General features: G+C 48.9%; 17 protein-coding genes. 16 read left to right on the top strand and 1 reads right to left on the bottom strand.

Annotated features, from left to right (window positions below; all coding sequences use genetic code 11):
• The first annotated feature begins 9 nt into the window (after positions 1 to 9).
• From cobO to FN782_RS14620, 6 genes are all read left to right on the top strand, one after another.
• Complete coding sequence (cobO, locus tag FN782_RS14645; protein WP_142506544.1) at positions 10 to 558, top strand: cob(I)yrinic acid a,c-diamide adenosyltransferase; 549 nt, start codon at positions 10 to 12, stop codon at positions 556 to 558.
• A 696-nt stretch (positions 559 to 1,254) separates the two neighbouring features.
• Positions 1,255 to 3,312, top strand: coding sequence for a thioredoxin domain-containing protein (locus FN782_RS14640; protein ID WP_142506543.1), 2,058 nt, complete (start codon positions 1,255 to 1,257; stop codon positions 3,310 to 3,312).
• Positions 3,313 to 3,393: 81 nt separating this feature from the next.
• On the top strand, positions 3,394 to 3,576 hold the full coding sequence (locus FN782_RS14635; protein ID WP_142506542.1) for a hypothetical protein: 183 nt from the start codon (positions 3,394 to 3,396) through the stop codon (positions 3,574 to 3,576).
• A gap of 46 nt (positions 3,577 to 3,622) precedes the next feature.
• Positions 3,623 to 5,125, top strand: coding sequence for a carboxypeptidase M32 (locus FN782_RS14630; protein ID WP_142506541.1), 1,503 nt, complete (start codon positions 3,623 to 3,625; stop codon positions 5,123 to 5,125).
• A gap of 437 nt (positions 5,126 to 5,562) precedes the next feature.
• The gene (locus FN782_RS14625) at positions 5,563 to 6,960 is read left to right on the top strand and encodes an alanine/glycine:cation symporter family protein (RefSeq protein WP_246064975.1); all 1,398 of its coding nucleotides are present in this window, start codon (positions 5,563 to 5,565) and stop codon (positions 6,958 to 6,960) included.
• A 60-nt stretch (positions 6,961 to 7,020) separates the two neighbouring features.
• Positions 7,021 to 7,767, top strand: a complete 747-nt coding sequence (locus FN782_RS14620; protein WP_142506540.1) for an alpha/beta hydrolase — start codon at positions 7,021 to 7,023, stop codon at positions 7,765 to 7,767.
• A 68-nt stretch (positions 7,768 to 7,835) separates the two neighbouring features.
• Here the strand turns inward: FN782_RS14620 and FN782_RS14615 are convergent, their stop codons facing one another.
• On the bottom strand, positions 7,836 to 8,039 hold the full coding sequence (locus FN782_RS14615; protein WP_185956343.1) for a YhzD family protein: 204 nt from the start codon (positions 8,037 to 8,039) through the stop codon (positions 7,836 to 7,838).
• Between the two features lie 450 nt (positions 8,040 to 8,489).
• Here FN782_RS14615 and sbnA point away from each other — a divergent pair, with 450 nt between their 5' ends.
• The 10 genes from sbnA to FN782_RS14560 all read left to right on the top strand — a co-directional run bounded on the left by sbnA (position 8,490) and on the right by FN782_RS14560 (position 21,443).
• Complete coding sequence (gene sbnA / locus FN782_RS14605; RefSeq protein WP_142506537.1) at positions 8,490 to 9,509, top strand: 2,3-diaminopropionate biosynthesis protein SbnA; 1,020 nt, start codon at positions 8,490 to 8,492, stop codon at positions 9,507 to 9,509.
• A gap of 6 nt (positions 9,510 to 9,515) precedes the next feature.
• Positions 9,516 to 10,541, top strand: a complete 1,026-nt coding sequence (gene sbnB / locus FN782_RS14600; RefSeq protein WP_142506536.1) for a 2,3-diaminopropionate biosynthesis protein SbnB — start codon at positions 9,516 to 9,518, stop codon at positions 10,539 to 10,541.
• 19 nt (positions 10,542 to 10,560) lie between these two features.
• Complete coding sequence (locus FN782_RS14595; protein ID WP_142506535.1) at positions 10,561 to 12,387, top strand: IucA/IucC family protein; 1,827 nt, start codon at positions 10,561 to 10,563, stop codon at positions 12,385 to 12,387.
• Positions 12,384 to 13,646 (top strand): MFS transporter, encoded by a 1,263-nt coding sequence (locus tag FN782_RS14590; protein WP_142506534.1) that lies wholly within the window; start codon positions 12,384 to 12,386, stop codon positions 13,644 to 13,646. Before FN782_RS14595 ends, FN782_RS14590 begins: the two co-directional genes overlap by 4 nt.
• A 15-nt stretch (positions 13,647 to 13,661) precedes the next feature.
• Positions 13,662 to 15,425: an IucA/IucC family protein gene (locus tag FN782_RS14585; protein ID WP_142506533.1), complete on the top strand. Its 1,764-nt coding sequence runs from the start codon at positions 13,662 to 13,664 to the stop codon at positions 15,423 to 15,425.
• Positions 15,415 to 17,256, top strand: coding sequence for an IucA/IucC family protein (locus tag FN782_RS14580; protein WP_246064974.1), 1,842 nt, complete (start codon positions 15,415 to 15,417; stop codon positions 17,254 to 17,256). Before FN782_RS14585 ends, FN782_RS14580 begins: the two co-directional genes overlap by 11 nt.
• Positions 17,243 to 18,028, top strand: a complete 786-nt coding sequence (locus FN782_RS14575) for an HpcH/HpaI aldolase family protein (protein ID WP_142506532.1) — start codon at positions 17,243 to 17,245, stop codon at positions 18,026 to 18,028. The genes FN782_RS14580 and FN782_RS14575 overlap by 14 nt, the downstream gene beginning before the upstream one ends.
• Entirely contained in the window at positions 18,025 to 19,251 is a 1,227-nt protein-coding gene (locus FN782_RS14570) for a type III PLP-dependent enzyme (protein WP_142506531.1), read from the top strand. The genes FN782_RS14575 and FN782_RS14570 overlap by 4 nt, the downstream gene beginning before the upstream one ends.
• The gene (locus FN782_RS14565) at positions 19,251 to 19,973 is read left to right on the top strand and encodes a ParB N-terminal domain-containing protein (RefSeq protein WP_142506530.1); all 723 of its coding nucleotides are present in this window, start codon (positions 19,251 to 19,253) and stop codon (positions 19,971 to 19,973) included. The genes FN782_RS14570 and FN782_RS14565 overlap by 1 nt, the downstream gene beginning before the upstream one ends.
• A gap of 162 nt (positions 19,974 to 20,135) precedes the next feature.
• Complete coding sequence (locus FN782_RS14560) at positions 20,136 to 21,443, top strand: NCS2 family permease (protein ID WP_142506529.1); 1,308 nt, start codon at positions 20,136 to 20,138, stop codon at positions 21,441 to 21,443.
• The last annotated feature ends 559 nt before the right edge of the window (positions 21,444 to 22,002 follow it).

The raw sequence follows: 22,002 nt of genomic DNA, 5'->3' as shown, positions 1-22,002 counted from the left end.
GGGAGTTTTATGAATCGTGCTGAAAAAGACCGCGGTCTTTTCCTGGTATATACCGGTGACGGAAAGGGAAAAACGACGGCTGCAATGGGTCTGGCGTTGCGGGCCGCCGGAAGAGGGAAAAAGGTATTAATCATCCAATTTATCAAATCACCCCAGCGAACATATGGCGAGAAAATCATGTTTGATCGGATCGGGATCGAAATGCATCAAAAGGGAATGGGTTTTACCTGGACCAAAACCCCGACCGAACATCGGGATGCATTAGAAAAGGCATGGGCGTTTACAAAGGAAAACGTTTCTTCAGGGAACTATGATGTAGTGATTCTGGATGAAATAAATAATGCGCTTGCGATTGACAAATTTCCCATAGATGATGTGCTTCCTTTAAAAGAAGTGATTCATTTGATTCAAAACCGCCCACCTTCCATGCACCTGGTGTTCACCGGACGTTCCGCCAGACCGGAAATCATGGAGCACGCCGACCTGATTACCGAAATGAACCCGGTGAAACATTATTATGACGAGGGAATCCCGGCGGTAAAAGGGATTGAGTTCTAAATCGTTCAATCCAAAAGGGACATTCGACGAATGGGATGTCCTTTTGTTGTTCATTTTCAGGAATGGGAACGCGCTTTTTTTACCCTCATCTCTATACTTGAGATACTCGTCTGCAATCCAAAAGAGTGTTCCTAAAATCAAACCATAACTGGCGGAATCACCACCAGATAGAAGAAAATAACCACCAAACCCTACCCCCGAATGAATGAAAAGAGCCCAAATCGGTCGAAAGGGAAGGTATTTGGTGATCCAGCTTGAATATTGACGTCGGAATCCCAACCAAAGCAAGAACGGTTCCGCTATATACTCCAACAATCAGGGGGATTCCAATGAGATCGATCCACTCAGTGGAGCCTGCTAGAAAAGCCCATATTGAAACACCTATGTAAAAAAGCATAAACAATGCCCAGGTAATGAAAAAGGAAAAAAGTTTATTTTTCATAGCGCGCCTCTCCCAAGTAATATCGGAGTGCACTCTCAAAACTAAAATGAGAGGTTGGATCCGAGGATGTGCATCATGGTGTACAGTGTAGCATCGTCCACCACCTTTGAGTGTTATTGATAATTATAGCAGTGTTGAAGGAATGTTCATTGATTTGGAGGGGAAATCGTTACGAAGGAAAAGAAAGAGAAGGTCGTTTTTTGGATAGGCTACATGTTAAGATGTACCAATAGAACAGGTCAGGAGGTGGTCGCATGAGTGAGCCGAATCGACTGATTCAGGAAAAGTCGCCGTATTTGCTTCAACATGCCCATAACCCGGTGGATTGGTATCCGTGGGATGAGGCGGCGTTTGAGAAGGCGAAACAGGAGGATAAACCGATTTTTCTCAGTATCGGGTATTCCACGTGCCATTGGTGTCATGTGATGGAACGGGAATCGTTTGAGGATGATGAGGTGGCTCATTTATTAAACCGTGAATTTGTCTCCATTAAAGTGGACCGGGAAGAGCGCCCGGATGTGGATCATATTTATATGACGGTCTGTCAGGCGTTGACGGGGCATGGTGGGTGGCCATTGACAGTGATAATGACGCCTGAAAAAGAGCCCTTCTTTGCGGGAACCTATTATCCCAAAAAAGCGGTTCAGGGACGGCCGGGTTTAATGGATATTTTGGAGCAGGTGGCGCAAACCTGGAAGGATGAGCGGGAAAAGGTATTGGATGTTGGGAAGAAGATTACCCGCGCGGTGCAAACCCAGTTGAAGGTCACGGAGTCCGGCGAGATTGCCCAGGAGGAACAGATGGAGGCATATCGCCAGTTCAAGTCCTCCTATGACCCCCAATACGGCGGGTTCGGTCAGGCACCCAAGTTTCCGCGGCCCCATGATTTTCTGTTTCTCCTCCGATACTGGAAGGAACAGGATGAGCCGTTTGCTCTGTCCATGGTGGAGCATACATTGGATGCCATGCGACGGGGTGGAATCTATGACCATATCGGATACGGCTTTGCGCGGTATTCGGTAGATAAGCAATGGTTGGTTCCCCATTTTGAAAAAATGCTGTATGACAATGCGATGCTTGCGGTTGCCTATCTGGAGGCGTATCAGGCGACAAATGATGAGAGCTATGCGATTACGGCCAGGGAGATTTTCACCTATGTCCTTCGGGATATGACTTCATCGGAGGGGGGATTTTACTCTGCTGAGGATGCCGATTCCGAGGGGGAGGAAGGAAAGTTTTATGTCTGGACGCCGGAAGAAGTGAAAGACGTTCTTGGAGAAGAAGAGGGAACCCTTTTCTGTGAGTATTATGATATTACACCGCATGGTAACTTTGAGAAGAAAAAGAGCATTCCCAATCGGATCGACCAATCGTTGGAGGGATTCGCTTCCCGAAAGGAATTGTCGGAAACAGAGCTTCAAAAGCGGTTGGAGGAATCCAGACAGAAGCTGTTTCAAGCGCGGGAAGGGCGTGTTCATCCCCATAAGGATGATAAGATCCTCACGTCCTGGAATGGTTTGATGATTGCCGCTCTGGGCAAAGGGGCACGCGTTTTGGGAGAAGAGAAGTATGCCCAGGCGGCGGAAAAGGCTGCTGAGTTTATCCTGACCAAGCTTCGAAACGAGAAGGGGCGATTACTGGCCCGCTATCGGGATGGAGAAGCAGGGATCTTGGGATATGTAGATGATTATGCCTTTCTCGTTTGGGGATTGATTGAACTGTATGAAGCCACCTTCCGTCCTACATATCTGCGGTCAGCTCTGGAGCTTACCCATGACATGCTGGATCTTTTCGCTGATCAAGAAGAAGGCGGGTTGTATTTTACAGGGAAAGATGGAGAGGCACTTCTGACTCGGACCAAGGAGATTTATGATGGCGCCACTCCATCCGGAAACTCTGTCGCCTCCCTTAATCTGGCCCGTTTGGCCCGAATCACAGGGGACCCGGAACTGCGGGACGAAGCGGATCGGCAGATCCAGGCATTTGCCGGATCGGTCAGCCGTGCACCGATGGCTTTCAGTTTCTTTCTGACGGCGGTGCAGTTTTTTCAGGGAAAGCCGAAAGAGATTGTGATTGCTGGTCCGTCGGGGGAACGGGAGACGGAAGGGATGCTTCGTTATGTACAGAAAAAATTTATGCCTGAAGCCGTGTTGCTGTTCAATCCCGAAGGAGAAGGGGAAGAGTTGACGCAGCTGGTTCCCTTCGTGGCTGAACAGCAGCCGGCAGATGGACGGGCGACCGCCTATGTTTGTGAAAATTACGCCTGTAAGACACCGGCAACGACGCTACAGGAATTGATGGAACAGGTCTGAGTTTACGCCATGGAAAAAGGAACGGTACAACCGATCCAGGACTGCTGACAAAGGGAATATTAGAAAAGAGGGGGATTTCCGGTGGAGCATCCTTTTCCGACGATCCAGCGGAGGGGGAAGCGGAATTATTCTTTGCTGGAGAAAAGAAGCGGAGACGGAAATTGTCCTCATGAACCTCGGAACGGTACAACCGTTCCATCTTACTTTTTATCTGAAGAATCGGAAATCGTAGAAATAATTGTGATTCCTCTTTATGAAGCGTAAGATGAAATCAGAGGGAAACCTTTAGAACTTTTGGAGGGGGTTTCAAATGGAAGAGAAATTGAACGAATTGAAAGCGCTGTTATCGGAAGTATATGATTTGGAACATGTGGCGGCACTCCTGCATTGGGATCAATCTACATATATGCCAAAGGGAGGCGTTTCGGCACGGGGACGTCAGTTGGCGATGTTGGAGAAACTGGCCCATGAGAAAATGGTGGATCCCAAGATGGGTCGGTTGTTGGATGCATTGGTTCCCTATGAAGAAAGTCTGCCTGATACGTCGGATGATGCCAGTCTGATTCGGGTGGCACGCCGCAAGTTTGAAAAGGCTTCCCGTGTACCTGCCTCCTTTATGGCTGAATTTTCCACACATAAAGCAAAAACGTATCATGTATGGACAGAAGCGCGACCGGCAAACGATTTCTCCATGGTTCAGCCTTATCTGGAAAAGACCTTGGAGTACAGTCGGAAGTTGGCGGATTACTTTCCGGGTTATGAACATATAGCGGACCCCTTGATTGATTACTCCGATGAAGGCATGAAAGCTTCCACCTTAAGAAAATTGTTTGCGGATCTTCGCAAAGAGCTGGTTCCTTTGGTTCAAGCTGTGACAGAACAACCGCCAGTGGATGATTCTGTACTGAAACAGCACTACCCGGAAAAGGATCAATGGTCATTTGGAGTCCAAGTGATGGAAGCGCTGGGTTATGATTTTAACCGGGGACGGCAAGATAAAACCCATCATCCTTTTATGACGAAGTTTTCCCTTGGAGATGTCCGCATTACCACCCGCTTCAAGGAAAATGATTTGAGTGAAGCATTGTTCAGTTCCATTCATGAAGCAGGTCATGCCATGTACGAACAAGGAATTCGCATGGAGTATGAAGGTACACCACTGGCAGGGGGAACCTCTTCCGGGGTACATGAAAGCCAGTCCCGTCTGTGGGAAAACATTGTAGGACGCAGTCGTCCGTTTTGGGAGCATTTTTATCCAAAGTTGCAGAGAAGGTTCCCGGAACAGTTGAAGGATGTATCGCTGGATACCTTCCATCGGGCGATCAATAAGGTTCAGCCTTCTCTGATCCGTACCGATGCCGACGAATTAACCTATAATCTGCATGTGATGATTCGGTTTGATCTGGAGCTGGCGCTTTTGGAAGGAAAACTGGCCGTCAAGGATTTACCGGAAGCATGGCGAGAGCGATATACATCCGATTTGGGGGTCACACCACCCGATGACCGGGATGGAGTCCTACAGGATGTCCACTGGCACGCCGATACGATTGGCGGTGTGTTTCAAGGGTATACCATCGGAAATATTTTGAGTGCGCAATATTATGATGCAGCGTTAAACACTCATCCGGAGATTCCTGACCAGATCCGGCAAGGAGAGTTTACTGCATTAAGAGGATGGTTGACAGAAAATATTTACCGTCATGGCTCCAAATTTACAACCGAGGAGTTGACCAAACGGGCGACAGGTTCTTCTCTCTCCATTGATCCCTATGTTCGATATCTCAAGCGTAAATTTGGCGAGTTATATCTTTGAGAGCGAGAAAACCTCTGGCTTTAGATATGGGGATGATCACGAGCGTCAGATGAGGGAGGGGTGCATATTACCCCATTTTTTGGTAGAACCACATTCGCTCGATATCGGGTTGCTACAGGAAATCGGTCTGTCGTGTAAAATCTTCAACCACCCGGCTCTCCGAAGTTGCGAAAAACAAACGAAAGTAGAGCATAGCAGAGCATTCTCTGTTTACACCGTGGGGCCCACGGGTAGAGCCTGCAAAGATAACGGGTCGTTGGACTGGTGTTCGCAGGAATCCCCTGCGTTTACGCATGGGGAGCGGTCAATATTACCTCTGAGGAAAATATTCTTCAGAGGTTTCTTTATTTATCTGATTTTATAGATAAATTTGACAAATAAAAATCTGCATACTACCATAAAATGATGATGTATTCCCTATAAAAGGAGCGAGGCTCGTGGATGTTGTCAATCATTGGGTGGAGGTCCTCTCGAAATGGATCTGGGGGGCACCGATGATCATTCTCCTGCTGGGAGGCGGGATTTTTCTCACCCTACGTTTGAAATTTTTCCAATTTCGTTTTTTCGTTCATGCCATGTCTCAGACAGTAGGAAGGATTTTCAAAAAAACAGATCACCTGGATGGAACGCTAACCCCGTTTCAGGCTTTTACTTCCGCCTTGGCATCGACGGCAGGGGCAACCAATATTGTCGGGGTGGGTGTGGCGATTGCAATCGGCGGGCCCGGAGCGATGTTCTGGATGTGGATGGTGGCTCTGCTCGGTATGGCCAGTAAATACAGTGAAATTGTCCTTGGAGTGAAATATCGGGAGAAAAATAAAGAGGGAGAGTTTGTCGGCGGTCCCATGTATTACATCCGTAAGGGGCTGGGCTGGCGATGGTTGGCGGTTTTATTCGCCTTTGGATTGATGCTGGAGGTAATCCCCAGTTCCATGGTTCAGTCCAATTCCATTTCTTCTACGGTGAAAAGTGCCTTTGGATGGCCTGTAGAGGTAACAGGTTTGATTGTGACGATTCTAACGGCGGTTGTCGTATTTGGAGGAGTCAAACGGATCGGGAAAGTGGCAGAAAAAATCGTTCCGACCATGGTTCTGATTTATTTATTGGGTGCGGCGGGCGTGATCCTGATGCATCTGGATCGCCTCCCGATGGTACTGGGACAAATCTTTATCCATGCCTTTACGCCGATTTCCGCCACTGGAGGTTTTGCCGGTGCAAGTGTGATTCTGGCCATTCGCTGGGGAATGGCTCGTGGAGCCTATTCCAATGAAGCAGGGATGGGGACGGCTTCCATTGCTCATGCAACCGCCCAGACGGATCATCCATCACGTCAGGGACTGTGGGGAGTGTGCAGTGTTACCATGGATACGTTGGTGATCTGCACGATGAGTGGGTTGGCCGTCCTGACTGCCGGCACGTGGAACCAGGTGGAGCAGGGAGGAGATCTGGCACGTGCCGTTCCCATGGCTTTTGGGAAACTGATGGGAGCAGAGATGGGGGGCGTCTTTGTCTCTGTTTTTCTGCTGGTCTTTGTGATGACTACAGTGGGCGTCTTGATCTATTATGGTGAAAAACAGGCGGAATATCTTTTTGGTTTAACATTTTCCAAATGGATGCGACTCATCTATATTCTTTCCATGTACGCGGGGGCTGTGGGAGGACTGAAATTTGTTTGGCAGTTCCTTGATATTTTGCTGGCGATGATTGTTGTTCCCAATATGATTGCCTTGTTATTGATGAGCAAGGAAGTAAAAGAAGAGACGGACGATTATATTCGGAATATTTATCTAATGGAAAAGAGAGCAAAGAAGGAAATGGAGAATAAAGGAGCTTAAGAAGGATTTTATGTATGGATGGTGGAATCAGTTTAGGCAGTGATCAGAAGGAGGGATTCCATGACGCAACATTCAGTCATGAAGGGAGCAGAGCCTTTTTATTTTCCGGGAAATGAAATTGGCGTTCTCGTTCAACATGGATTTACTGGAACAACCCAGAGTGTTCGGGAGCTGGGAGAGCATTTGGCCAAAGCCGGATTTACTGTTTGTGGTCCTCGGCTCAAAGGTCACGGTACTCACTATACAGATATGGAAACAGCCACCCATGCGGATTGGATGGAATCGGCAGAGGCTGGTTACCGGAAGTTGAAGGAATCATGTAAACATATTTTTGTTGTCGGTTTATCAATGGGCGGGACACTGGCGCTTCATCTGGCCCATCGATTCCCGGATACAAAGGGTATGGTGCTGATTAATGCAGCGATTCAGATGGAGCAAATGGAACAAGTGGCCCAAATGGAGGAGCCCCGCTTCCTGGATGCCATCGGTTCAGATATTAAGGCGGAGGGAGTGAAGGAGCTGGCTTATGAGAAGTTTCCATTGAAATCTGTTCGGGAATTGCTTCAACTTATGAACCTTACCAGGGAGAAGCTGTCGGCGATTCAATGTCCGGCTCTGATTTTCGCCTCTACCGAAGATCATCTGGTTCCGCCGGATAATTCCCAGTTCATTTATGACCAGATAAAGAGTGAGGACAAAAAAATCGTTTCTCTGGAAAACTCCTATCATGTTGCCACATTGGACAATGATAAGGAGCTGATCAAACGGGAGACGGAAGCATTTGTCCGTCGCCTTATTCCATCCTGAGTCCTGACTTCCTTTCTGTGTGTGAAAAAACCGGGGATCTCCCCGGTTTTTTCCATTGATGCATCCAATTAAGCGCTTGCAGCTTTTCCCTTGTGGCTTTGGAACTCAACCAACCGACCAGAGGCATGTACAATTCGGTATGGATATTGTTGGTATTCTCTTTCCTTTAAAATGGCATGTCCCTTTTCTTTTGCTTCCGGATCATTTGTTGCAGAAATCGGTTCGTCAAAAAGCTTGCTACCTTCTTGATCAAAGACGGTTATATGGTACACAAAAGATCCCCCCTTGGACAGCGTATATATCCCATTATATCAAATCTTGCGTCTTTTTTGCTTAACACTGAAAGTGAAAAGGGTCCATCCCCCTGTCAAATATCGGGATGGACCAAAGTAGCTAAATATTGCAAAGGGGGGTTACCGCTGGTTTCTACTATATCCTGAACAGAATAAGGTTGGGTTAATCCCATATTAATTTTTAATGTATTTTCTATAAAAGAATCACCCGTAGGCACGTTATCCTTTCGTGTTTCGTAATTTTTGCTAGAGAAATATCCTGAAATGCAAAAGTGCGTTTCGGATTTCTTTTGCTTTTTCCTTTTTATTAAGGGGAAAAGAAATTTTTGCAAAGGATTATAAAAAAACATTGACAATGATAATGATTATCATTTACATTGGTATACGACAAGCACAATGATAATCATTATCAGTACAAGGGGGATGGGAATGATCACCGATACAACGGCTGAGAGTGGTGAGGTGAAAAGCTCCATTCTTGATTGTGTGGGAAACACCCCGCTCGTTTCACTGGATCGCCTTTTTCCTGAAAAAGAGCTTCAGGTGATTTCCAAACTGGAGCTGATGAATCCGGGAGGAAGTATGAAAGATCGGACAGCCCGTTACATGATTGAACAGGGGATAGAGAATGGAACGATCCCACACGGGGCTCATTTGATTGAGAGCAGTTCCGGAAATTTGGGCATTGCCATTGCAATGGCTTGCCGGATACTGGGTTTGTCTTTTACCTGTGTGGTGGACCCCAAAACAACAGAGACCAATGTACGGATTTTAAGGCAGTTGGGGGCTACTGTGGAAATGGTTCAGGAACCAGATGAAAACGGAGGATATCTACAGTCACGAATCCGCCGTGTGAAAGAATTGTTACATAAGATTCCGGACAGTTACTGGATTAATCAGTATGCCAACGAAAACAATTGGAAGGCACACTACAACGGAACAGCGACGGAAATGGTGAGACAGCTGAACCGATCGGTGGATGTTTTTTTCGCTGCTGTCAGTACCACCGGAAGTCTTTTGGGTTGTACAAGGAAGTTGCGGGAACATTTCCCTTCGATCCGAGTCATTGCTGTGGATGCTGTAGGTTCCATTTTGTTTGGAGGGCCCCCCGGCAAGAGAGAGATTCCCGGAATTGGTTCCAGTCGGGTTCCGGAACTTCTGTCACCGGAGGAAATCGATGATGTGGTCTATGTGAGTGACTTGGAGGCTTCCTGGGGCTGCCGGGAACTTTTGGAAAAGGAAGGGATCTTTGCTGGCGGATCATCGGGGTCCATTGTTGCGGCCATTCAAAAATATTTGCCTGCACTCCCCCGTCCATGTCGGATTCTCACACTGTTTCCTGATCGGGGAGACCGATATTTGGATCTTGTATACAACGATGATTGGGTGAAACAGCTTTCGGACGAGAAAACAGATGAGCCTCAGTTGATGGTGAGAGAAAGGGTGTAAATGCAGATGGAAAATCAAAAACCGAATGATCCTAAAATTTTGTACTTAAACCGAAGTGATTTGTTGCGGTTGGGAGGAGAACATTCAGACCTGTATGTTCGCTCGGTGGAACGGGCGTTCAAGCTTCATGCACAGGGGGCGTTTGTTCAACCGCTAAAGCCATATTTGCGGGCATCCGGTTCCAATGGACATATCGCTGATCGACTGATCGCCATGCCGGCACATTTGAATGATCCTTCCATCTCCGGATTGAAATGGGTAGGAAGCAAGCATGATAACCCTGCTCAACGGGGATTGGATCGAGCGAGCGCACTGGTTGTACTGAATGATCCGGAAAGCAACTATCCTGTAGCTGTGATGGAAGGGGGGCTGATCAGCGGAATGCGAACGGCCGCGGTAACGGTGGTGGCGACTCGGTTATTGGCCAAAGAAGGTTTTACAGATCTGACATGTATCGGATGTGGAGCGATTGCTCAAATGCAAGTCTCCTCTTTGTTGGAGCAATTCCCTAACATTCGTCGGGTTCATCTCTATGATCTTTCCAGCGAAGTGGCGGAAAATCTGGCTATCCATGTGCGAAAGCGAGCCCCGGAAGTGGAAGTGGTTCTCCGGAATTCAGCGGAGGAAGCCGTTCGTGCGGGAGAGGTTGTGGTTACCTGTACAGTGACGGATCAGCCCTATATTCCCTTTGAATGGTTGCAGAAAGGGGCTTTTGTAAGCAATGTTTCCATTATGGATGTGGAAAAAGAGGTTTTCCTAAAAGCGGACAAAGTCGTGGTTGATGACTGGGAGCAGAGTAACCGGGAGAAAAAAGTGATCCATCAGTTGGTGATGGAAGGACGTTTTTCCCGCGAACAACTGTATGCGGAGTTGGGTGAAATCGTAATCGGGGACAAGCCTGGACGGGAATCAGAGGATGAAATCATTCTTCTGAATCCGATGGGGATGGCGATTGAAGATCTTGCCTGTGCACAGGACCTCTACTACAATGCGTTGGACCACAATGTTGGGACATGGCTGGATTTGTACTGATTGAAAGGAGGGAGAACGGATGACGTTGCCATCAGGGGAGGCCGAACGGACGGATGCTGCAGTCCAAGAAGATTCCGTTCACATCCTCCAGGATCTCATCAACGCGATGTTCGTGGAAGATCTGTTTGGGTTGGCAGAAAAGGGGAGGTTGTTGGATGAACCGGTTGCTTGGGAAGGAGATTTAAAGCAAGGGGAATCCTGGTATGAATACCGGGTGTCGACTGATCAACAAATCCGCTTTCGGGTGGTACGCTCCCCGATCCGCAAGCAATTGGAATTTAGTCGTCTTCCCGTTCTGCTGATTGAGAAAGATCGAGTGACACAGATTGATGCCGTGGAATTGCTCCGTCTTTTACTCCAGCAAAAGGGGCCATTTCCCAATGGAGAGGGGTTCTTGAATGAACTTCAGCTGGCCGTGCAACATCAAGGTCTGGCTCAGAAGGCATGGCAGCAATTTAAAGAATCCTCCCCTCGTCCCTGGTCTTTTTTATGGACAGAGCGATTGGCTTCCATGCGGGATCGGCCCTTCCATCCCACGGCACGGGCGAAAACCGGGTGGACAGATGAAGATTACCAAACATACAGTCCGGAGTTTGGCCAATCGTTTGGCCTGAGTTGGATCGCTGTTCGTCGGGATCACATCCGAACCGGTGGAGAAGGGGATCGGATGGATACCCTCCTGTCTCCTCCCGATACCGATCATCTAGTGGCAGAAGAGATGAGGAGGAAAGGAATATCCAGGGAGCATTGGGTTCCCGTACCCCTCCATCCATGGCAGTCAGATCATATCCTGGGGTCTTTGTTCAAACAGGAGATTCAGCAGGGTATAATCCTTCCTCTGCTTGATGATATCGGGTCTTATCATGCGACTTCTTCATTGCGTACATTGATTCCTGAGTCAACGGAGACGGTACACCTCAAACTGTCATTAGGTGTTGGTTCCCTAAGTGCTCTTCGCATTCTGCCACCCCGTTATCTGGAAAACGGTTCAAAAGCACAAGCGACAATGACAGAAATCCTTCGTAAAGATCCGGTATTGCAGCTATTGGTTCAGCTGTGTGATGAAAGGGATTGGTGTGCATTTCACTCATCTCGCGATGATTTGTTTGAAGACCGTCCAGGACATCTTGCCGCCCAGATCCGTCGATACCCCGAAGGGTTGCTAAACGGCTCCGAGGTGTTTCCTGTTCCCATGTCTGCATTGGCGGTACAAGGCAGCATTTATCGTTTGGGCTTGCCGATTCATGATCGGACATCCGTTTTGCGACTGTTTCGCTCCATCTGCGACGGACTGATCCGGATGGTTCTCCGTTTTGCTTCTTGGGGAGTGATGCCTGAGGTGCATGGTCAGAATGTCCTGTGGATCTTCCGTCAGGGGGTTCCAGAGAAAATGGTCTTGCGGGATCACGATACGTTACGGATTTATCCGCCTTGGATGAAGGCTGCTGGAATTCAACCTCCCCAGTATACGGTTAAGCCTGGGACGCCCAATACCCTCATTCTCCCTGATCCAGAAGCACTGTTGGCTTATTTTCAGACGTTAGGAATCCAAGTCAACCTGTTTGCCATCGCGGATGCTTGGAGTCGGGATTGGGAGATCGAAGAGGAAGTCTTTTGGCGGGAAATTCGTGAATCGATCGAAAGGGTGATTGATAAGGAGGCTTTTTCCGTATCCGAATTCTTCCGGGATATCTTGCTTCATACGGAAACTTGGCCATTTAAAACGATTCTAACCCCCTTGATTCAAAGGGAGGGAACAGGAGGAGGGAGTATGCCCTCAGGAATGGGGAGCATCCCCAACCCCTTGACTTCAGCAGTCATTCGGCAGGAGAGATCCGGAAGATGAGTCCAGCCTTCAGACGCCGACGCAATTTCCGCGTATTGTGGGCGACACAGTTTATCTCCACAGCCGGTTTGACCGTGGCGGTTCCTCTGCTTCCTTTCTATTTGGAAACGTTAGGTGTGTTTGGTGGTGAAAATCATTGGTGGACAGGTCTTTGCTTGTCCGCCCCTGCGATCACATTATTTCTGGCTTCTCCATTGTGGGGAAAGGTCGGGGACCGTTGGGGAAGAAAGTGGATGGTGGTTCGGGCGGTATTCGGTCTGTCCGCCAGCATGATTCTGATGGGCTTTGCTCAAACGGCATGGCATCTGCTTCTGTTTCGGTTGATACAGGGAGCTTTTGGTGGAGTGGTGGATGCCGCGGCTGCCTTTGCCAGTTCGGAAGCTCCTGCGGAAAAACAGGGACGCACCTTTGGCAGTTTCCAGGGAGCAACGGCGGCTGGGTCCCTGGCCGGTCCGCTCCTGGGTGGTCTGTTGGCAGATTTGTTGGGATATCGGAGCTTGCTTCTGCTGATGGGGGGATTGACAGCTGTCAGTGGATGCTGGGCAGTTTGGGCATTGTCTGACCCGCACAGCAGACGAGAAAAAAAAGGGGAAAATGTGTCGCTGTGGGACGTGTCTTTCCGGTTGCTGAGAAATTCCGGTTCCCGCATGCTGATTCTGGCGGGGATGTTGGCAAAAGCAGGCGTGTTCGGCTTGGTTGTCGTCTTTGCTCCGCTTGTCCAGGAGTTATCTGACTCACCTGACTATGCAGCGACCTGGGTGGGACTGTTGCAGGCATTAACCTGGGGGATGACGATGTTTGGCGGGTTTTGGTGGGGACGGCGCAACGATCGATCCTCTTTGGAGAAAAACTTTTTCCTTGCCTCGATGATTTGCGGTCTTTCCATTTGTCTTCAAATGGGAATGGATCATCTCTATTGGTTGATTCCACTGCGGATGGTACAAGGCTTTTGTTTTGGGGCTTTACTGCCTGCCGTGTTTATGAAGGTATCTCAATCTTCCGGGGAGGAAGTGCGGGGAGCCTCCATCGGGGTAACGAACAGTTTTTTGGTTCTCGGTCAAGTAATCGGCTCCTTTTCCACGGCTTGGATCTCCAGTTGGCTATCAGCCGAATTTGCCTTTGTTTTTATAGGTGGACTGTTTATGGTGGCCGCTCTGCTGATGCTCCCCCTCGTCCGCCCATATCGCTCAGACTTCTTCCGTTTGTTTCGATTAAAGACCCGGCAGGGTTCGGTTCAGCAAGTGAATGATCAGTTATAAGAAAGGTGGGAATCAATGAAACAGAATCACACACCGGTACACTGTTCCCCAACTGCGGAACGGGGAGCCGTGATGCGTCTGCTTAATGCCTATCTCAGAGAAACGGAACAGCCAGATCCACGCGTCCGTGGAGATGTTTCCGATGAAGCTCCGGGTGAGTGGCGGATTTGTGTTGAGAGAGGAGAAGAGCCTTTCTTGCTGGAATTGCCGAAAAGTGGCAAAAGGTTGTTTGGGACATTCTCCCACTATTCTTTCATGGGACATCATCGGTATGGAAAACATTTTTGGTTGAAGACAGAGAAGGGAATTCAACCGGTAAACTCCGTTGAAGAGTTGGCGCGAAACCTGTTGCAAGAGTGGGCGATTGCTCGCGAAGGGGAGAATGTGACACAACGGGTGGAACCATTCCTGCGCCAGATTCAAAACAGCGTGGAGAAAACGGACTTGTATCTTCAACAACGGCAACATTCGCTTCGATATTGGGGTCAAGGGGGAAGAGAAGCGGAACAGGCGCTGTTGATGGGTCATCCCTTTCATCCGACACCCAAAAGTTCAAAGGGGTTTACCCATAAAGATCTAAAGCGATATGCCCCTGAGCTGGGAGCCCAGTTTATGCTGCATTATTTCGCCGTTCATCCGGCTTACTTGGAGGAAGAAAAGCTGTTCCATAACATAGATGAGCCGATTCCCAAAGCTGTTCGGGAAGAGGCGATGGCTCAACTGACTTTGGAAAAGAGAGGCTATCCACTTCTGCCTCTTCATCCATGGCAAGCTCGGTATCTTTTGAGACAGACATGGTTTCAGGAACGCGTTCAAGCTGGCGAAGTGGTTGATTTGGGACCTTTGGGGGACCCCGTGTATCCGACGTCTTCCGTTCGGACGGTTTGTGATCCGGGGTTTGCGACAGCTTGGAAGCTCCCTCTCCGTGTACAGATCACCAATTTCTACCGAACCAACCCTCCGGATCATGTGAGCAGAACCTTGGACGCAGGTAAATATATTGCAGATCGGAGACAGCATTGGAACCATCCCCACTTTGGAGTGCTGTTGGACTGGGGATATCGACGGATTGCATCTTGGGCAGAAGATACTGCTGTACTGTTTCGTGAACATCCTTTTGTAAAGAAAGGTCGTACCCCGTGGGTGGTGGCTTCCCTTCTGGAGGAGTTGCCGGATCAGGAACCCTGGTTGCTTCAGGCTGTCCGCAGAGCTGGAGGAGAGCTATCTCCTTCATTGATTCAGAGATGGTTGGATGCCTATCTCTCTCTTTCGCTTCAACCGATTCTAAACGCGTGGATACAGGATGGGATCAGTTTGGAAGCCCATGTGCAAAATGCGCTTGTAGAATTGGATGAGGGTTGGCCGGTTCAGTTTTGGGTTCGGGATATGGAGGGTGTCAGCATCAGTCGTGAAAGGGCTTGGGAACAGGGAAAAGCGGACGCCATTTCTCCGGAAAGCCCGGTTCTCTATGACGACCAGGAAGCGTGGAAACGGATGAAATACTATGTTCTAACCAATCATATCGGTCATCTTATTCATATTCTTTCTTATCACGGACAGATCGATGAAAGAGGGCTGTGGAAGGTTGTTCGAAAGCGGCTGTTGGACTGGAAACAGGAGTGGAGCAAAGAAGCACATCCTTATTTGGAGGATCTTCTAGACAATTTTCAACTGCCGGCAAAAGCAAACCTGATCAGTTGCTTTTGCGAGCGTGGAGAGCGACCGGATTATGTATGGATTCGCAATCCGATTCGGGAGGCAAAGGAGGATGACAACTAGAATGAAACAGACCCAGAATCCGACAGATTGGATGATTCGGGCTTTTCAGTCTCAAGAAGCCGTCCAGGTTCGACGACGCCTGTTTCGACAACTGGTGGAGAGCTTAATTTATGAAGGTGTTTTGACCCCAACCGTACAGGAGAAGAAAGGTGTCTTGCTCTTTGAAATGAAAGGGCGGAACCGGGCGGGGGATTGTGTGGTCTATCGGTGTCAAGGGGAGCGACGTTTCTCATTTGATCGGATTCGCTTGGTTTCACCACTTGTTCGAGCGGATGAAGAAGCGGTTTCTCTTCCCCTTTTCCTGGAAGAAATGCAGGCTGGGATGGGGGCTGATCCAGAGCGGCTCAATCAATTTGCAAGAGAATTGGAAGAGACATGGACAAAAGATACCCTTTGTCAATATATCCGAAGGCTTGAATGCCGAACCGTGATGGACAAAAAGTATGATGACCTGGAAGGGGAGTTGATGGATGGGCATCCTTATCACCCTTCCTACAAATCACGGGTTGGATTTGCTCTGAATGACCATCTCTCATATGGACCTGAATTTCTCCCGGACATCCGTCCCGTTTGGCTGGCGGTCCGGAGGGAGCATGCCCATTTGATCGTTACCGATCACCTTTCTTCTGAAGAGCGGCTGTATACCCTGTCAGGCATGGTAAAAGACGAACTGCGGATTGCGGCCGATGGGATGGGAGAAGATCCGGAGGGCTACGTGCCAATCCCTGTCCATCCCTGGCAATGGGAGCATATAATCGCTATCCATTACCAGCAAGCCCTGCAAACGGGAGATATCTTATACCTGGGACCTTCTCAGGATATATACCGCCCTCAGCAATCCATTCGCACACTTGCAAATGTGACTCATCCCAAACGGCTGTCTGTTAAACTGTCACTCAGTATTCTTAACACTTCCACATCGCGTGTGCTGGCGCCTCATACAGTGGAAAATGCACCGAAAATTACGAATTGGTTGCACAAAATTTTAAAAAGGGATGATTATCTGCGAGAGCAATGTCGGTTGGTTTTGTTGGGGGAGGTAGCGGGAGCTGTATGTCAGTGGCCGGTTTCTGCCCCAGTGAAAGATCGGACTTATGGAGCCTTCAGTGCGATATGGAGGGAGAGTCTTCATACGTATCTTCTTCCTGATGAGGAAGCAGTTCCTTTTAATGGTCTGTGTCAACAGGATGTGGACGGTGTGCCTTTGATCGATCCTTGGGTTCGCGACCAGGGAGTGGTGACATGGACCAAAGCGGTATTGGAAACCGCTGTGCCCCCTATCCTCCATCTGTTGTATGCCTATGGGATCGGCATGGAAGCACACGCACAAAACATGGTGTTGATCCATCGAAATGGAGTGCCGGAGCGGATCGCACTAAAGGATTTTCACGATGGAATCCGCTTTTGCACGAAGCATTTGACCCATCCGGAAGAACAGCCTCACTTGGCTGCCACACCGGAAGCGCATGCCAGAGTAAACCGCAACTCCTTTATCGAAGCGGAAGATCCGCAGCAAGTGGCTGACTTTATGCTGGATGCGTTCTTTTTTGTAAACCTGGGGGAGCTGTCGATATTCTTGAAAGATGCATACGACTTGAAGGAAGAACAGTTTTGGAAGATGGTACGGGAAACTGTGGATCAGTATCAGAAGCGGTTTTCCGATTTAGCCCCCCGTTTTCAGGTGTTTGACCTGTTTGCATCCAAAGTGGAGGTGGAGCAGTTAACCAAGCGTCGTCTGTTTCAGGAAACGGAACTTCGGGTTCATCAGGTTCGGAATCCGCTGGCCCGCATTACTTCTAAGGAAGGAGGAAATAGTCTTGAGACGGAATGAGCTGAAACGAAAGCTGGACAATGGCCATACCGTATGGGGATTGTTCTGTTCCATTCCATCTCCGGTGCATGTGGAGATCATTGCCTGTGCAGGTTATGACTTTGTAATTATCGATACGGAACATACCCTGATCAATCCGGAGACACTGGAAAACATGATTCGTGCGGCGGAAGCGCGAAACATCACTCCGCTGGTTCGTGTACCGGATACAGCATTTGGTTCTATCCTGCGTGCATTGGATGCCGGGGCGCAAGGAGTGGTAGTTCCTCATGTGAATAGTGGAAAGGATGTGGAGGATGTTGTTCGGGCATCGCGGTACTTTCCGGAAGGGATGCGGAGTCTGAATGGAGGGAGGGTTCCAGGATTTGGAATCATCAATCTGGAGGAGTATATTCACCTAGCCAATCGCGAAGTAATGGTGATCCCCATGATTGAAAATAGAGTCGGGGTAGAGAATCTGGATGACATTCTTTCCGTCAACGGTGTGGATATGGTATTGGAAGGGGCGGCTGATTTATCCCAATCTTTTGGGATACCGTGGCAAACACGTCATCCCATGGTCCGGGAGGCTCTTCAGCGAATACATGATCAGACTGTTCAGCATGATGTTCCCTTTTGTGCGATCCCCCGATTGGAAGAAGATATTCAGACATGGAAGGAGCGGGGCGTACGGGCATTTGTGCTGGGTGAGGAACGGGGCCTTGCGTTTCGGGCTGTACGCTCTCACCTTGAAACGATGAAAAGGAGTATGGAGAGGGAGGGTCAGGCATGAACGCCCGTTTCAAGGATTGGATTGATGCCAGAAAACATGCAGATAATGAGCCGATATGCGCTTATTTGTATGACTTGGATCATTTGGAAAAGCATACGCAGAAGGTTGTATCTTCCTTGCCCGGTCGTTTTCGTATGTATTATGCGATGAAGGCCAACTCGGAGAGGGAGATCCTAAAATCTCTCTCTTCTGTGATCGATGGTTTTGAGGTCGCTTCTCTTGGAGAGGTTGAAAAGGCAAAGGAAGCAGGAGGAAATCTTCCCATCATTTTCGGAGGGCCCGGCAAAACGGACGGAGAGATCGAAGCGGCGATTCGCCTGGGTGTGGAACGCATTCATGTGGAAAGTGTACAGGAATTGAGACGGGTGGCATGGATCGCCAAAAAACAAGAGGCACAAATGCCCATTCTTCTGCGCGTCAACTTAAGGGGACCCTTTCCCTCCGCCACCCTGCATATGGCCGGTCGACCCACACAATTTGGGATCAATGAAGAAGAGATTCCGCAGGCCGTTCGACTTGCACAAGAACTGGACGGAGTGAAACTGGAAGGCTTCCATTTCCACTCTCTGTCCAACAATCTGGATGTGGAGCGCCATATCCAACTGCTCCATCTGTATGTAAACAAGATTCTCGCCTGGGAAAAGGAACTTGGTATCCAGGTAACCGTCCTGAATGTGGGAGGCGGAATAGGAGTTGACTTGCTCCATCCAGAGCAGTCCTTTGACTGGGATCGGTTCCTCCCTCCATTAACCGCTCTGGAACAGGGACTTCCGGATACCCTGGAGATGGTTCAATTTGAATGCGGTCGATATCTTACCGCAACGTGTGGATGCTATGCGGTGGAAGTTCTGGATCTCAAACAAAACCACGGCAAACATTATGCCGTGATTCGGGGAGGGACCCACCATTTTCGTCTTCCTGTTTCATGGCAGTACAGTCATCCCTTTGAAGTCGTCCCTGTCGAACGATGGGATTATCCATTCCCAAGACAAGAAGTCGTCGATTCACCTGTGACAGTGGTCGGTCAGCTCTGTACACCCAAGGATGTTTTGGCTCATGATATCCCTGTTTCCAGGATTCGGGTTGGAGATGTTTTATTGTTTCACAACACAGGTGCCTACGGTTGGTCGATCTCTCATCATGATTTCTTAAGTCATCCGCATCCTGAACAACATTATTTTCGACTTGCATCTCCTTTGGCACACGTGGGAGGGGAATTCTGATGTCCCTGAAGTTGGTGGAAACCGAACGGATTCGTTTGCATGAACAACATGAAGCAGAGAGACTGGAGAAGACCTGTCAACAGATCCAAAAGGATGGAATCCTATGGAACCCCATTATCGGAATGGAATTGTCCAACGGGGAATGTATGGTCCTTGATGGAGCCCATCGGTATGCATCTCTTGTTCGGCTGGGCTGTCAGAGGATTCCTGTGCAAGTGGTCCATCCGATGGCCGTAACGGTAGGAGCTTGGGATCATGTCGTCAAGATGGGAAAGTGGATGAAAGAGCTTCATATGGATCCAGAATGTTCCTGGGTCGGACGAAAGCGAGAGGACATCTATCAAATCGAGTGGAAGACCGCTGAAGGAACACAGGGGTGTTTTGGTCCGTCAGGGGACCATCCTTCCATGAAAGAGCAACTGGAAGTATGGCATCGGTTGGTACGCACTTACAGTGAAGCCGGACCCGTTCGGCGGGTTCGGGGGGAACATGTTTCATTGCTACGGGAGGCGGTGCTCTTTCGGCATCCAGTCCTTCAACTCTCAGATCTTACTCGTCTGGTGGAAACAGGGAATGTGCTCCCAGCGGGTGTAACACGGGTGACAGTTCAAGGGCGACTCGTCAATCTGGGCATTCCGCTGGAATGGTTGCAAAAGGAGAAACCTGTGGAATCGATGTGGAAAGCGCAATGCCGGGAGTGGGAACAAAAAGTATTTTCCTGAATGAGATGTGAGACGATATCCCAAGTGGATATCGTCTTTTTGATTTTAAAAAACGAATGATATTTGTACCGAAAAAGGAAAACAGGGTTGATAAGTGATTTTTTACGAATTATTATAGTTAATGGTCATAATAATGTTCGTATTTTTATAAGGAGGATTGACATGGAGCAATTTTTTGGATGGAAGGAGAAGGGGTCCAATATTCGTCGGGAAGTACTGGCGGGATTCACCACTTTTTTGACGATGGTTTATATCGTGGTGGTAAATCCGGCAATCCTTGAACAGGCAGGAATGGACTTTGGATCGGTGTTTGTGGCTACCGTGCTGGCTTCTGTGATCAGTACATTGATGATGGGGATTTTTGCAAATTATCCCATTGCCATTGCACCGGGTATGGGATTAAATGCTTACTTTGCGTTCAGTGTGGTGGGACAGAGTCAGATTGGTTGGGAAACGGCCATGGGTGCTGTCTTTGTTGCAGGGATTCTCTTTTTGATTCTTTCTGTCACCCCGTTTCGGGAAGCATTGATTCAAGCGATTCCTTCCAGTCTCAAGTTCGGGATTACGGCAGGAATTGGCTTGTTTATCGCTTTTATCGGATTGAAATCGGCAGGGATTATTGTCAATGATGAGGTCAATCTGGTAGGGCTGGGGGATTTTCATTCCCCGATGACCCTTCTCAGTCTTGGCGGGCTGTTTGTCACCCTGATCCTTATGACATTGCGGATACCAGGCGCCCTCTTTTTGGGCATGGTATTTACCGCTCTGGCCGCCGGAGTCTCCGGTTTGCTTCAATTTCCCACACAGTGGGTAACCATGCCCCCCAGTATGGCTCCAACGTTTGGAGCGGCAGTTGCCTCTTTGCCCCAGGTTTTTGAACAGGGTTTGTATGCAGTGATTTTTGCCTTTTTGTTAGTCACCCTCTTTGATACCACAGGAACCATGATCGGGGTGGCAGAGCAGGCGGGCCTTACCAAGAATGGGAAGTTTCCCCGGATTCGCTCTGCCTTGATGGCGGATGCGGTGGGGATGACGACGGGAGCGGTGATGGGAACGAGCCCAACCAGCGCTTATGTGGAATCCTCTACGGGTGTCGCCGCCGGCGGACGAACGGGATTCACAGCAGTAGTGGTCAGTCTGTTGATGTTGGGTACTCTTTTCTTTGAACCGGTAGTTGCCGCTGTCGCCGCGCTTCCGGCGATTACTGCACCCGCATTGATTATCGTGGGATGCTTTATGATGAGTGGATTGGCCCAGGTTCGATGGGATGCCTTTGATGAAGCCTTTCCCGCGTTTATTGTGATGTTGAGCATGCCGCTGACGTTCAGCATTGCCACAGGCATCGCGTTTGGATTTATCACGTATCCCTTGTTAAAGATTTTTCGTGGAAGGGGAAGGGAGGTTCATCCCCTTCTGTATCTGTTCATGGTTTTGTTCATATTACAGTTGGCATTTGTGCCTGAATCATGAGGGTTAGATGAGAATCTTAGAGATGGAACAACCCAGGTAACCGCGTGGGTTTAACGCAAGCAAAAAAAACGTCCGATCCTTGGACGTTTTTTTGCTTGGAGCCATCTATGACAGCCCTAAAGGGGCATGCTTTCACGAGTCCAGCCACGGCTTCCGCCCAGCACGAGGGACACATACAGCATTGGCGGAATACCGGAAAAGATGGTCGGGGACAAACGTTAACTTTATCATAGATTATTGATGACGAAAGAAGCCGGTATAACACAATCAGAGCTGTCGAAAAAGTCGGGTGTATAGAAGGGGGCAATTCTTGACTTTCCCATCCCACCGATCTGTGATATAGAAGATAAACCCATCTTAGCTTCTGCTGTCCTCGCCCAACCGGATATCATTCTCTCCGGTGACAAGGACTTTCACACCCAGGAAATCCGGGAACATTTCGCTGTTTATACGCCGGCAATTTTCTTCGGGATTTTCGATGATAATGTTATCGATAAAAGTAAAACACCCCGTCAGCGCCGACCAGTGGCTTGCTGAGAGGGGTGTTTTTAGGATATGC

Source organism: Melghirimyces algeriensis (assembly GCF_900182565.1).
In the GTDB taxonomy this organism is placed as follows: Bacteria; Bacillota; Bacilli; order Thermoactinomycetales; family DSM-45169; genus Melghirimyces; species Melghirimyces algeriensis.
This window is presented reverse-complemented; position numbering and strand designations above follow the sequence as displayed.